This window comes from Mesobacillus sp. ABV4_180 (assembly GCF_056158485.1).
The window spans coordinates 4030477-4043400 of sequence record NZ_JBSWTJ010000001.1; the positions used below are offsets into that span (position 1 = coordinate 4030477).

Here is a 12924-nt window from a genome sequence, read left to right on the forward strand (position 1 = left end):
TATTAAAATTATTTTTATTTCGACAGGATTCCCCTTGATTCTTATGTAAAAAAAAGCCAAATCCTTATAGTGATTTGGCTTAGCTGTTTTGTGCAGTTTTTATTATTCTCTTAAGCTTCTCCTTATGCTTTTCCTGCTCAAATCGGGAGTTATCAACGCAGACCGTTGGTACGTCCAATTGTCCAATCAGACTGAGCTCTAATTCCTGCCTTGCCCTCAGCACTTCAATGGTACCCTCCAGTCCGCTCATTCCTTTTGCAGCACCATATCCCTGGGAAGTATAGTAATGAACAAACCCATTGAACCAGTCTGCCGGCCTTTCGCTTACAGTCTTGCGGAATGATTTCTCAATGTCTTCCTGCCTTACATAAACGAGGAGAGGATTGAGTTTTTTAACAGATTGAGCAAGCTGGTTTACATAGTCAAAAGACACTTCCTCTGAGGCACCGTACTTGATCATTGCCACGGTAACAGGATTTTGAATAAAGCAACATTCAAACACATAGACCTTCTCTTCTGCTTCTGCCTTTTGGGCAAATCTCTCCCAGCTTTCAGTGATCACCGCAATGTTCTCTTCTAGCGGGAGTTCATAGATATCCTTTTTAGAAATGCTTGCCAGCAGTTCTTCTGGGAATTCTTCACCCAGCTCTGATTTTATTTTTAGATAAGGCAGCAAATAGCGGTCCCTTCTCACCATCACACGCTCCTGAAATACCTTCCTGAGGCTGACGCTCTCCTTAAGAAGAACTTTAAATTCCTCTTCTGTAAAACAGGCCACTCCCTCATAATCGGCGGGATGATCAAGGTTTCCCTCCATATATAGTTCTGCATTCACATTGTTCTCCACAAGGATTTCATGAATCATTGTGGCTGTGGTCGATTTGCCAGAGCCAGGCAGCCCTTCTACTAAAATCAATTTCGCTGTCATTTGCTACACTCCTATCCTTCTTCCCCTCGTAAATTCGCCACCTTTATCAAAATTCCTTTTTCAGGCTAAAAAAGCTTAATCCTCGGCGGGATTAAGCTTTTGGAAAAACTTCTCATCAATCTTCCTTCCCTTCAAGATCCTTTATCAGCATCTTCATTTCGCTGATTTCCCTGCGCTGTGCTTTGATGATTTCGTCTGAAAGCTTTTGAACACGCGGGTCCTCGATATTGGCTCGTTCACTCGTTAAAATCGCAATCGAATGATGCGGGATCATTGCTTTCATCCAGGATGTATCATCAACCGTTGCCTGGCTGCGGACTAGGAACAGCGATACCGCAATCAATAAAGCACTGCCAGCATAAATCCCGAGATTAGCTTTCTTGTTTGTATACATTTTTTTCATGAACATAAGCATGACAATTGCCATCACACCGCCCATTATAAGTGCCATATATAGTCTTGTTTCACTGAAAAATACATGATCAATACTGTACGCATTAAAATACATCAAAATTAACATGATAATAGTGGAAGTCAAAACCATCATGCCAAATCTGCCATAATTATTTTTCAAATGCTTTCCTCCTTACATCAATGTCTATACTCTATGCATACCCTGACAGCTATAGTTTATTCGTCCAGCTTGGCAGTTTGCTTTTTAAAAATTAGGGTAAAAAGTAGTTGGCTGGAATGGGATATTTTTACTAAAATGTCTGATAATTCTTCAAATTCTTATTAGTTGAATAATTTTTAAAAAACTTTCTTTTTGAGAAAAATCAGCCAAAATCCTTATTTATCAAGGGGTGTGATGTTTATTTCCTAATATTGTTTTTGACAATTCACACAACAAAAAGTATTCTAGTATACGAAAATAGGGAGGGGTAATTATGTCAAACCTAAATAGGCAGAAAATTGTGGACAGTGTACCTCAAACAGGATTCTTTGGACATCCAAAAGGTCTGTTTACACTTTTCTTCACTGAGTTTTGGGAGCGCTTTTCTTACTATGGAATGAGAGCGACCCTTGTATTCTACATGTACTACGAAGTATCAAAAGGCGGTTTGGGAATTGATGAAACTTTAGCACTTTCCATCATGTCCATTTACGGCTCACTCGTTTACATGTCAGGTATCATCGGCGGCTGGATGGCTGACCGAATTTTCGGTACTTCCCAGGCTGTATTCTACGGTGGTATTTTGATCATGCTTGGACACATCGCGCTTGCTATTCCTGGCAGCGTAGCAATGTTCTTCGTTTCCATGGTATTGATCGTAATCGGTACTGGTTTACTTAAGCCAAACGTTTCGACTGTAGTCGGTGAAATGTACAGTGAAAAAGACGCTCGTCGTGACGCTGGTTTCACAATCTTCTACATGGGTATCAACGCAGGTGCATTCCTTGCGCCACTAATCGTTGGAGCAGTTTCTGACGCTTATAACTTCCATTTCGGTTTCGGTATTGCCGCAATCGGTATGTTCTTGGGACTAGTTGTTTTCGTTCTTACAAAGAAAAAGAACCTAGGCCTTGCTGGTACAGCTGTACCAAACCCGCTTTCACCATCTGAAAAGAAGAAAACTTTCACGATCATTGGTGTAGCGATCGTTGCAATCGGTATTTTAAGTGCAATTTTAATTCCTGCTGGACTTTTAACATTCGAAAGCTTTATTAACCTTGTAACAATCCTTGGTATCTTAATTCCGACTGCGTACTTCATCATCATGTACCGCAGCCCTAAAACAACAGAAGTTGAACGTTCACGCGTTCTTGCTTACATTCCGTTATTCCTGGCAGCTGTTATGTTCTGGGCAATCCAGGAACAAGGTTCAACAATCCTTGCCAACTATGCGGACAAGCGTACACAATTAGAATTCGCTGGAATCACTATTTCTCCAGCATGGTTCCAGTCATTGAACCCATTATTCATCATCATCTTTGCACCAATTTTCGCTGGATTCTGGGTGAAGTTGGGAGATCGCCAGCCATCAATCCCTAAGAAGTTCTCATTCTCATTGATTTTTGCTGGTCTATCATTCCTTGTGATCCTGATTCCAGGATACTTCACAGGAACAGATGCATTGGTTAGCCCATTATGGCTAGTTCTAAGCTATCTGATCGTTGTATTCGGTGAGTTGCTAATTTCCCCAGTTGGTCTTTCAGCAACAACTAAATTGGCGCCAGCTGCTTTCTCTGCACAAACAATGAGCCTTTGGTTCCTTGCAAGTGCTGCAGCACAAGCAATCAACGCACAAATCGTTAAGTTCTACTCACCTGAAACTGAAATGACTTACTTCGGAACAATCGGTGGAGCATCGATCGTTCTAGGTATCATCCTGTTCGTCATGTCTCCGAAGATCCAGAGCTTCATGAAGGGTGTAAAATAATCTTGATTACAAAAAGGACGGCCACTCCATTTGGAGGGCCGTCCTTTATTTTGATTCATTCATCTTTCGGAAATGTCCATTAAACCTTGTTTCTTAGCCACTGCCTCTTCATCCTGAAATGTCCATAAAACTCTCTTTCTTAGACATTTTGGCTGCCTTTTCGTTCTGAAATGTCTATTAAGCCTTGTTTCTAAGACATTTTGGCTGTCTCTTCATCCTGAAATGTCCATAAAACTCTCTTTCTTAGACATTTTGGCTGCCTCTTCGTTCTGAAATGTCTATTAAACCTTGTTTCTTAGACATTTTGGCTGTCTCTTCATCCTGAAATGTCCATTAAACCCTGTTTCTTAGACATCTTGGCTGTCTCTTCATTCTGAAATGTCCATTAAAACCTGTTTCTTAGACATTTTGACTTTCTCCTCATCCTGAAATGTCCATAAAACTTTCTTTCTTAGACCTTTTGGCTGCCTCTTCATCCTGAAATGTCCATAAAACTTTCTTTCTTAACATTTTGGCTGCCTCTTCTTTCTGAATTGTCCATTAAACAATCGCAATCTCATTTTCCTTCTTTGTCCAGCCAAATAAATGAGTTTTATATCACTTCAATCTTTTTCAGGCCCGTCTCTTTCCGGTACCCAACGATTGTCATCTGATCATTGATGATTTTTAATTCACCGCATTGTTTATATCCCATTTTTTCATACAGATAGCAGTTCCGCTCCTCGGACTGGATAGTGTCCAGTTCCCACGCATCAGCTTCTGGATACATGAGTTCCAACCGCTCCATGACCTCCTGGGCAATCCCCTTGTTGTGGAATCTTTCTAAAACATTGATGATATTCAGCCTCATCAATCCTGGTGATTTTTCAGAGACGCAGACGCTGCCGGCCATCTTGCCTTCGTAAAAAATCTTGAAGTACTCACCGCGCTCGAATCTTGTTAAAAAGCGCTCCATTGTTTGGGTTGCCGGGCTTGTTTCGTGGTCATTGTATTTTTGATATAAAGGCTGGAACACTTCCTTTTGCAACGCCAGTAGTTCCTCTGCATCCTCCACTGAAGCCTTTTTCAGCGCAATATTGGAATTTGCCATGTCAAACAAGAGGTCGAAATAGTTAAATGGAATGAATTCACCCTTCTCCGCCATCTCTCTTATTTCAGCTTCACTTGCCCATCTTGCATCAGCAACTTCTTCTTCCTGTATGTGTAGGCCTTCGATCGCTACATTTTGCCGCACCAGCCAAATATCATCGAATCCGCGTGAAAATTTCACCGTAAACAATCGTTCCCCATTTTCGATATCTAAATCGATTCCAAGCTCTTCTTTTGCCTCGCGGATTGCCGCTTTTTCACTATTATCACCTTGAATAGCAGAACCTGCAGCAGAGCAATCCCACATATTTGCCCAGCCCTTCTTCCATGGCTGGCGCTTCTGGATCAGGAATTGGCCGCCATCATTCACGATCCAGACATGGACGACAAGATGATAGTCCCCATCCTTCATCTCCTGGCCTCTTTCATGGATCCTGTCTGTCATATGCCTGTATTGATCATAAATATTCCATAGCTCCATAGCGTTCTGCTCCCTATCGTTTTTTTGTATTATACTACCTTAATGGGAATTTTTGATAAAAAAGAGCAACAAAAATCTGCACTGCTAAAAAAGTTCCAGCTAGAGCTACCATCCTCTTTTAATATAGGCTAGGCATTTTTCTCTTTCTTCTGCGTGGTTCAGTATTCTATTTACGATTCCGTCCTCGGTAAGGTATGTTTTGAATTCATCATTTTGATAGATACTGTCATAATACATTCCGTTATCGCTCAATTTCTTAAACCATTTTTCCTTTTTCAGCTTCCTCATATTTCTTTGGAATTTCAGATCGTCGAGGTCGATGCCTCCGGAAAAGAGGTAACCCAGAATACTGGCTGCGATCACCTTAAAAAAAGTCTTCATTCATTCTCGCCTTCCTTACATAGGGTACTTCTACTAACGATTTCAGGTAGAGAAAGGTTTCATTAATTCTTTCATAAAAAAAAGAAGCATGTTCACCATGCTCTTCCATGTCGCCGCTATCTCACACTTTTCCTTCTCATCCACTGCGTTGCGGCCCATTTGTCGCCGATGACTACTGGTGCTCCGCCGTGCAGGGTTAAGTCGTTCAAGTCTTGATTGTCATAAAAATATTCAAAATACACGGCCATGCCCTTTTGCGGGGATACTGAGAAATTTAGTTTAGGGAAGTAGGTTTCTCCGCCCTGCTCGACATCATTCAAGTACATGACGAGTGTGCTGATCCTTGGATTGCTTACAGTTGACGAGAAGAAGTCAAAATGCGCCTTATACTCCTGGCCAATTTTATAGTTCAGTATTTGCAGTCCTTCACCATGTTCATTGGGAATGTCCATGATTTGGGAGATTCTTTTTTCAACTCTGGCGACCACGTCATTTTCAGTTTCATCAATAAACGTACTGCTGCTCGTCCTGAGTTCATCTACTTCACGGGAGTTGCCGATTTTCGAACGCTCCAGTTTGTCTTTTGACAGCTTGATCAATTCATCGCATTCTTCGTCACTCAGGACATTCCCTAAGACGACGATTAACGGTTCTTCCATCCTGGCTATAATGTTGATTTCACGATCCTCTGTTTTGATTTTGTTCCCGATGTGATTAAAAATCGTAGGTTCTTTTGTCGTTACATCCATTTTCAACCTTCATCAACCTCTTATAGTCGTATTTTTCAAAAAATTAGATTGATATATTAGCGAAAGCAATAATTGTCTTAATGTCCCTTGTTTCCTCCTGTAATTCAAAATGGACGGCAAAACGAGAATCTAAAAATCTATTTAATTTTCAATTAATTTTACATGGGGAATGGTTTATTAGCTATCTTTTTTTGAATCGCTTCCCTTTTTTTCTGCCAGCCGCTTTGCTTCTGCCAGGAATTCATCATCGGTGATTTCACCTTTTAGAACTTTCCTGACGAGCTCTGTGTGACCTTCTCCTACTTTAAAACCTGACAATTCCAAAGAGGCCTTTGCATTCTCCATTGCTTTTTCTATCGAGTCAGCCAATTAACTTCCTCCCCTCCGCCATTACCAGGAACCAACTAGGTCATGGCAAAAATTTTCACAGCAGCCAGCAGGCACCCACTGCACAAATTTGTACTGCTTCATTATATCCCTGGCTTGGTCCAAAGCTTCGTTAAATCCACATAGCCAAAATGCTTGATTTCCACATTCATCAGATTAATAGAAAATGGGATTTGCCGTTTTGTAAAATACAAGGGCACAAACAGGGATTCATTTTTTAAATATTGTTCAATTTGCAGATGGCGGTCATTCCATTGCTCGAACGGTGTTGTGGTATACGCCTCGACTTCCCGCAGCAGGTACTCATCTTTTTTTACGAGAAAGTGCAGTGGCGAGAAGCTATTCTTTAAAAAGAAGAAATAGGAAAAGCTTTGGTTCATCTCGAAGATTTCTCCATGGATAAAGAGATCGGCATCCATTTTAAGTTCTCTATTATAAAGAGCCTCATGGAATGAGATTTCCTCCATCTCAACTTCCATCCCCGCGATTTCAAGTTTTTCTTTTAGCCAGATTGATGTGTTCGTAGTGTAATTGACATATTTCATCTTAAGCGGCCCGGTCATTGATGGCAGTGGCACTTCTGGCATGGTATAGGATTTTGACAGTCCGATCAGGCAGCCCTCTTTGTTCCCAGTGATTCTTGCGTCCACCTCAGATAGTTCATGGCGGTGCCGGTCGATGACCATATGGACGTAGTCACGCACTTCCTTTCTGGCCATATCGGAATTCCTGTATGGATTCATGACGACAATCCCGAAGCCTGAATCGCTTTCCACCTTGAAGGTATCCACCATCTCCGATTCATGTCCAGTATGATAGACAACCTTGAATTCTTTCGGTACCTGGACAAATTCAACACGGTCGAGCAGCGGCCGGTGTCCAAAGTGCTGAGAGAACGCACTAAGAGTTGTTTTTTCTTCTGAATCTTCAGCCAGATAAAAACCGCCCGTCCCGACCAGCTTGCCGTTCACTTCTTTAAAAACACTTGCCGTCAAAAGGCCCAGCAGCTGGAGGACGTAAGAACAGCCCTCTGGAAACTCAAGCTTCACGACAAGCGGTGCCGGTGTCGTAATCGAAGTTATAGGCGCCCAAATTGTTTCAAAGTTTTCATCCTGCTTCATTTGCAGGAGGGAATGCACCACATCCTCCGCCTTTAAAATCGAGCCATCATGAAAGGCTACATCCTTTCGTAAATACAGCAGCAGCTCTTGGTCTGTATACTCCCAGCTATGCGCGAGTTCTGGATTGATCGTGTTGTCGGCATCCAGACTGATGAGCCTGTTATACAGATTGGCAATGATGTTCGCGCTGTGGACGTCAGCCAGTTTCAGCGGATGATACGTTAAAAAAGGATAGAACCTGGGGATGATCAGGCTGTCTTCCCCCTCCTGATGGAAACCCAGCTTCCCCTGGAAAGCAGCCATTAGCCGCTGCTTCGTTTCCACCGTCCAGTCCAGCAGCAACAGCTTGCTTACAGACTCAATCGGCTCTTTTTCAAGGGCATTGTAAAAGCTCTGTTCATATACCTGTTCCACTTCCCGACACCAGTTAAAAGATGACACATTTCCTCTTCCCCGGCCCGGCTGAAAAGTCAGCCACCCGTCTTCTTGCCATTGCTGCAGCTTCCGCCGTGTTTGCTTCGTACTGAGCATTAATTGCTGTGCGATCTCTTCTACTTTTACCTGTCCAGAATCAGCCTGATTCCAGAGCGTCAATAAATAGCGATCCATCGTTCCTCTCCTTAAAAGTGGACATATTTTATATAAAAGGGCATTTTTAACTTGTTCCGTCTCCTTTAATATACAAATTATAGAAAGGGGCTGGCAATATGAAGTGGAAAGAATATCCACAAAATCTTAAAGTCCGTTTGATCACATCTTTTTTTAATCGAGCCATTTCCAGTGCGGTGCTGCCGTTCATGGCACTTTTTTTTGCTCAGCATAAAGGAGCTGTCTGGGCGGGGACATTCCTTGGCGTTAATGTCTTCATCGCATTTGTGGGCAATTTTATTGGAGGATATATATCAGACCGTTTTCACCGCAAAAGAATCCTGCTGACGACATCTACTGTCAGCTCCATTTTGATGGGGCTGATGACGATCAGCTTAGTACCAGAGCAAAAATGGATTACCCTTTTTGCAGCTGCTTATACACTGTTCATGTTTTCCGGAAGCCTTGGCCGCCCTGCGATGCAGGCGATCATCATCGATTCAACCACAGCTGAAAACCGGAAAGCCATCTATGCCCTGGATTATTGGTTCACCAACCTGTCCATGGCTATCGGTGCCGCGCTTGGCGGATTGTTTTATGCCCACCATCAATTAGGCCTGTTCATCACACTAACGATTGCTTTTGCTACATTGCCGATTGCCTATGCCATCTGGCTCCAGGATACGGCTGTTCCACAATTGGCGAAACAGCACCAAAACGTCGTCAAAGACCTGCTGGCAAACTACAAGGTCGCCCTTCAGGACAAACCGTTCGTGATGGCCGTCATTGGCGGCATGTGCATTTATGCTGCGGAATTCTCGCTGAACAGCTATATCGGTGTCCGCCTTGCCGCTGAATTCCGTCCGCTGTTTCTGGGAGAGTTCGAGCTGTCCGGCGTCAGGATGCTGAGTATTTTGAACATCGAAAATATGATGCTTGTCGTCCTGTTCACTTTTATCGTCACAAAGTTCACCGACAGATTCAATAAGAAAAAGGTGTTGCTCGCAGGCCTGGTCGCGTACAGCATTGGCTATACGGTCATAACATCGGCAAACGTCTGGTACATGCTGCTTTTATTCAATCTGATCGCAACAATCGGCGAGCTGATGTACTCCCCGATTGCCAATGCCGAAAAAGCCAATATGATGCCCGATGATAAACGGGGCTCCTATTCCGCTTTTTCAGGAATCAGCTTCAGCGGCGCCGATCTGATTGCCCGTTCCACCATCATCATGGGTGCTTTCCTGGTGCCAAGCATGATGAGTGTGTATATAGGAATCATCTTAATGGCGGGAATCTTGATGCTATATGGCGGGTTGTTTTTGTTTCAGGGGAAAGGCCGGAAAGAGGCATTGATCCTGCGTAAGACTGTATAAAAAAAAGGAGGAAGGACCCGTTATGGTTTTTCCTCCTTTTTTATTTGGGGAATCACCATTACATAATGGGGAATGAACAGGGGAAAATATCAGGACTTACTACGGAATCGAGGCACGAACATGGAACGGAATTACGCAATCGACTTTATCAAATTCTTCGCGATCCTCGCAGTCGTGGTCATCCACACCTTCCCAAGCAATGACCAGGTTGGATATTTCATTCTTGATAATATCTCCCGCTTTGCAGTCCCTTTTTTCTTCGCTGCTTCAGGATACTTGTTCAGCCTGAAAGTGAACAGCCATCCTCAGTCCTTTTCTTACTTCAGAAGATATATAACAAAAATCCTGAAAATCTATTTTAGCTGGCTGATTTTTTATTTCGTGTATGATGTGTTAAAAATCTATATTAGCCAAGGGAACAACGAGGCGGAACTTTCAAAGTATATCGATGGCCTGACTCCGCTTAATCTCCTTTATTACGGTCAGGGAACAAGCGGCTATCAGCTGTGGTTTGTGATTTCGCTTGTCTGGAGCATTGGTATTCTATACTTCTTCTATAGATTCAATAAAGTCCCGCTGCTGCTGATCATAAGCCTGTGCTTCAACCTTCTAGGCCTGTTCGGGCAATCCTATTCTATTTTTGACGAATTGCCGGTAAGCACGACCCGTGCCGCCCTGTATGTCAGCTTGGTTTATACTGCTGCGGGATTCTGGCTTGCTTCCATTAAACCGCCGGGCAGAATAAATTCAAAACTATACACTTATTTATTTTGCATCTTTACCCTGCTGCAGATTTTAGAAGGACATTGGCTTGAGAAGGGCCTGGATGCCAAACACGGAGAATACTTCCTTTCGACCATCTTCCTCACTGTGTTTCTGTTTTTATTCGCATTAAGCAAACCGGAACTTGGTAAGGGCCGATTCATGACGAAGATCGGCGCGAATTCCCTCGGGATTTATGCGATTCATGTTTTCTTTATTGATGTAATAGACCTGTTTTTTGAAAAAATCGGACTGGAACAGGGCAGTCAGAACTTACTGCTTAATCTGGTAGATGCATTTCTTGTTTTTACTTTATCGTATATCAGTTATCAACTGCTCCAGAAACTGAAGACATTAGTGTTAAAAAATTTGTTTTAAAAAAGCATCTGCGAAATCCGTTCGCAGATGCTTCTTAATTAGTTCACTACTAACGCACGTTTGCCCATCGCATTATAGATGTTGATGAATTTAGCCTTTGACATTCGCACGTCTTTTTTCACTGCTTCACTGTCGTTGAAATAGACGTAGTTCGCGTCTGTTCCTGTGATGACAATATTATGCAGAGGCCTTGCTGCATTAATCGTTTTGCCGGCAGGTGTTTTCCATGTCCTTGCAATTGGCATTTCATAGTTGATGGTAAACCAGACCAGAACGGGTTTGCCTTTTTTTACATAACTTTCGATTTCTGTAAAATTCTTTCCGGTAAGCGCGAGTCCTCCCGGGCGATACTTATCGAGTACTTTTTTAAGCGGGCCCGGGTTGATGGTGTAGCCGTTGCCAAATGGTGTTCCGACAAATCCGACATTTGGGTCTCCCCATATTTTAATCGAACCATCTGAGTTTCGGACGAGTTTCGTTGAGTCGTATGGCATTTGCTTGGCAAGGACGGTTTTATCCGCATTGATCCCGTAATAACGGAGCGCCATGGCCAGTGAGGTTACCTCGCAGCCGCTCGGCAATTCCGGACGCTGTGCAATGACAGGGATGTCCATTCTTTTTGTGACTCCCCCATTACTTGTTGAAACATAATCGCCGCTGACATAGCCGAGTTTCCCTTTATAGGAGATTTTATACCAGCCATTGCTTTCCTGGCGGATCACATCAAGCACTGTACCATTGTTAATCAAACCCATGCTTTGATATTGGGTGCCCGGGCCAGTCCTGTAATGCAATCTTGTCGCCGTCACTTTGTATATCGCAGAACTGTGCACATAATCACCGCTGACATAGCCTGTTTTTCCATTGAAAGATATTTTGTACCAGCCATTGCTCATTCTTTGAAACACGTTAAGCTTGGTGCCCTGGATCCGCCTGCCGATTTTTGCATAATTCGTCCCCGGACCGGACCTGACATTCAGGACATCTGCCGTAACGGTAAAAGTTGGCCCGGCAGCATGAACAACAGATTCCTTCGCTGGCATGAAAGGAAATTCCGGCATCAACAGGCTGCTGCTGACCAGGATTGATGAAGCAATCATCCCTTTCGTCATTCTTTTCCTAAAAGAAGAGCGGTTGTCACTTTTCATTCTGAATTCCATTCTTTCTCCCCCAGTTTTGTAGAATTTCCGCAAGCTGTGTCGAAAACTATTAAACTACTACAAAACTATCGGGAATCGCTCTCCAAGTCCAATGAAAACCGGGAAAAAGGAGATAATTGAATACATTGGTTTATAAGCAAATAAATTAACAGGAAATTCGCTTTACAAGCATTTCGATGAAACAGGATAAAATGCATAACCAATAGGAGCGATAAGAAAGGACCCTTTCCCTATTGATTTTTCACATAAAAAACCCTCGGGAGCACCGAGGGTTTCGTCTTATTCTATAATGGCTGGTCTTCAGATTCTGACAGCCTCTCCAATATCCGTCTCTTCTGATAAAGCATGGTTCCGGTTTCCGCCAGATCACTAACCATCGATCTGTTGGCGAAAGCGCCGAACACAATCCCGGCTACGGGGACCATCTGGAGGAGCTTTTTCCAGCCGAATGATTCCGTATAGGTCAGGGTGACTTCCCGCCAGCCCTGGAGCTGTGAAATGACTTCGCGTGATTTGTTATCATTGTTGAAATCGGTCAGTTCATTCAGGATTGCCTGTTTTCCGACGACATCAGCGGACGAGAACTGCAGGCATTTTATGATAAATACGCGTTCCTTCTTATCTTTCGGATCATAGCCATGGATGATCGCGATATCCTGAAGTGTTTTTAGCGAGAGGGCCAGCACCGCCGGAATATCAATCGCCAGGGTGAAAATCCCGCCGATTCCAGTGCTTGCTCCCTGAATCGTCGCTGCTTTTTTGCGCTGCTCCCCAAGTGCCAAAGACGCCTTCTTCATATCTTCAACCGAGACGCCCTCAAGGTCCGATAACTGGCTGATTGCTCTGCCAGTCTTTTTCTCCATATAATTAAATACAGATTTCTCGCTGGATAAATATTGTCCGCCGGTATGTATATAGCTGCCCAGCTCATCAAGCAGGGTTCCGACTTTCTCCTGGATGAACTTTGGCGTGAACCGGTCGAGCATTTTGAACGGCAGACGGGTGAGCTTCTCCCAAAACCAAAGCCCCTTCTGATCCTTCTCCCATTTTTCAATTTCCTTCAATTCGTTCAGTAAGTAGTCCTTCGAATCCATATGCATTCATCCACCTGTCATTTTTAATACTTATATTAACGGTTAGCAC

General features: G+C 43.3%; 12 protein-coding genes. 3 read left to right on the forward strand and 9 right to left on the reverse strand.

Annotated features, from left to right (window positions below; translation table 11 throughout):
* Nucleotides 1–79 precede the first annotated feature (79 nt).
* Together ACXAEA_RS20560 and ACXAEA_RS20565 are read right to left on the reverse strand one after the other, a co-directional pair.
* The gene (locus ACXAEA_RS20560; RefSeq protein WP_475097701.1) at nucleotides 80–928 is read right to left on the reverse strand and encodes a P-loop NTPase family protein; all 849 of its coding nucleotides are present in this window, start codon (nucleotides 926–928) and stop codon (nucleotides 80–82) included.
* 115 nt (nucleotides 929–1043) lie between these two features.
* The gene (locus tag ACXAEA_RS20565; protein ID WP_475097702.1) at nucleotides 1044–1502 is read right to left on the reverse strand and encodes a DUF305 domain-containing protein; all 459 of its coding nucleotides are present in this window, start codon (nucleotides 1500–1502) and stop codon (nucleotides 1044–1046) included.
* Between the two features lie 313 nt (nucleotides 1503–1815).
* Here ACXAEA_RS20565 and ACXAEA_RS20570 point away from each other — a divergent pair, with 313 nt between their 5' ends.
* Nucleotides 1816–3309, forward strand: a complete 1494-nt coding sequence (locus ACXAEA_RS20570) for a peptide MFS transporter (protein ID WP_475097703.1) — start codon at nucleotides 1816–1818, stop codon at nucleotides 3307–3309.
* A 592-nt stretch (nucleotides 3310–3901) separates the two neighbouring features.
* On the opposite strand, the gene ACXAEA_RS20575 is transcribed toward ACXAEA_RS20570, so the two are convergent.
* From ACXAEA_RS20575 to ACXAEA_RS20595, 5 genes are all read right to left on the reverse strand, one after another.
* Nucleotides 3902–4879 carry a GNAT family N-acetyltransferase gene (locus ACXAEA_RS20575; protein ID WP_475097704.1) on the reverse strand — a complete coding sequence of 326 codons (978 nt, stop codon included), beginning with the start codon at nucleotides 4877–4879 and terminating at the stop codon, nucleotides 3902–3904.
* Nucleotides 4880–4984: 105 nt separating this feature from the next.
* A complete protein-coding gene (locus ACXAEA_RS20580) occupies nucleotides 4985–5260 on the reverse strand; it encodes a hypothetical protein (RefSeq protein WP_475097705.1) in 276 nt (91 codons plus the stop codon).
* 116 nt (nucleotides 5261–5376) lie between these two features.
* On the reverse strand, nucleotides 5377–6009 hold the full coding sequence (locus ACXAEA_RS20585; RefSeq protein WP_475097706.1) for a 2OG-Fe(II) oxygenase: 633 nt from the start codon (nucleotides 6007–6009) through the stop codon (nucleotides 5377–5379).
* 177 nt (nucleotides 6010–6186) lie between these two features.
* Nucleotides 6187–6378, reverse strand: coding sequence for an antitoxin VbhA family protein (locus ACXAEA_RS20590; protein WP_475097707.1), 192 nt, complete (start codon nucleotides 6376–6378; stop codon nucleotides 6187–6189).
* Nucleotides 6379–6479: 101 nt separating this feature from the next.
* Nucleotides 6480–8126 carry an ABC transporter substrate-binding protein gene (locus ACXAEA_RS20595; RefSeq protein WP_475097708.1) on the reverse strand — a complete coding sequence of 549 codons (1647 nt, stop codon included), beginning with the start codon at nucleotides 8124–8126 and terminating at the stop codon, nucleotides 6480–6482.
* A gap of 98 nt (nucleotides 8127–8224) precedes the next feature.
* On the opposite strand from ACXAEA_RS20595, the gene ACXAEA_RS20600 reads away from it, so the two are divergent.
* Both ACXAEA_RS20600 and ACXAEA_RS20605 read left to right on the forward strand, forming a co-directional pair.
* Nucleotides 8225–9481 carry an MDR family MFS transporter gene (locus tag ACXAEA_RS20600; RefSeq protein ID WP_475097709.1) on the forward strand — a complete coding sequence of 419 codons (1257 nt, stop codon included), beginning with the start codon at nucleotides 8225–8227 and terminating at the stop codon, nucleotides 9479–9481.
* A 120-nt stretch (nucleotides 9482–9601) separates the two neighbouring features.
* Entirely contained in the window at nucleotides 9602–10621 is a 1020-nt protein-coding gene (locus tag ACXAEA_RS20605; protein WP_475097710.1) for an acyltransferase, read from the forward strand.
* Between the two features lie 38 nt (nucleotides 10622–10659).
* On the opposite strand, the gene ACXAEA_RS20610 is transcribed toward ACXAEA_RS20605, so the two are convergent.
* Nucleotides 10660–11781 (reverse strand): SH3 domain-containing protein, encoded by a 1122-nt coding sequence (locus tag ACXAEA_RS20610; RefSeq protein WP_475097711.1) that lies wholly within the window; start codon nucleotides 11779–11781, stop codon nucleotides 10660–10662.
* A gap of 284 nt (nucleotides 11782–12065) precedes the next feature.
* Nucleotides 12066–12875, reverse strand: coding sequence for an EcsC family protein (locus ACXAEA_RS20615; protein WP_475097712.1), 810 nt, complete (start codon nucleotides 12873–12875; stop codon nucleotides 12066–12068).
* Nucleotides 12876–12924: the final 49 nt, after the last annotated feature.

Excerpts from the sequence above, each read along its gene's own strand:
- ACXAEA_RS20605 (WP_475097710.1), top strand. The coding sequence starts at position 9,602 with ATGGAACGGAATTACGCAATCGACTTTATCAAATTCTTCGCGATCCTC.
- ACXAEA_RS20610 (WP_475097711.1), bottom strand. The coding sequence starts at position 11,781 with ATGGAATTCAGAATGAAAAGTGACAACCGCTCTTCTTTTAGGAAAAGA.
- ACXAEA_RS20575 (WP_475097704.1), bottom strand. The coding sequence starts at position 4,879 with ATGGAGCTATGGAATATTTATGATCAATACAGGCATATGACAGACAGG.
- ACXAEA_RS20615 (WP_475097712.1), bottom strand. The coding sequence starts at position 12,875 with ATGGATTCGAAGGACTACTTACTGAACGAATTGAAGGAAATTGAAAAA.
- ACXAEA_RS20560 (WP_475097701.1), bottom strand. The coding sequence starts at position 928 with ATGACAGCGAAATTGATTTTAGTAGAAGGGCTGCCTGGCTCTGGCAAA.
- ACXAEA_RS20570 (WP_475097703.1), top strand. The coding sequence starts at position 1,816 with ATGTCAAACCTAAATAGGCAGAAAATTGTGGACAGTGTACCTCAAACA.
- ACXAEA_RS20580 (WP_475097705.1), bottom strand. The coding sequence starts at position 5,260 with ATGAAGACTTTTTTTAAGGTGATCGCAGCCAGTATTCTGGGTTACCTC.
- ACXAEA_RS20600 (WP_475097709.1), top strand. The coding sequence starts at position 8,225 with ATGAAGTGGAAAGAATATCCACAAAATCTTAAAGTCCGTTTGATCACA.
- ACXAEA_RS20595 (WP_475097708.1), bottom strand. The coding sequence starts at position 8,126 with ATGGATCGCTATTTATTGACGCTCTGGAATCAGGCTGATTCTGGACAG.
- ACXAEA_RS20585 (WP_475097706.1), bottom strand. The coding sequence starts at position 6,009 with ATGGATGTAACGACAAAAGAACCTACGATTTTTAATCACATCGGGAAC.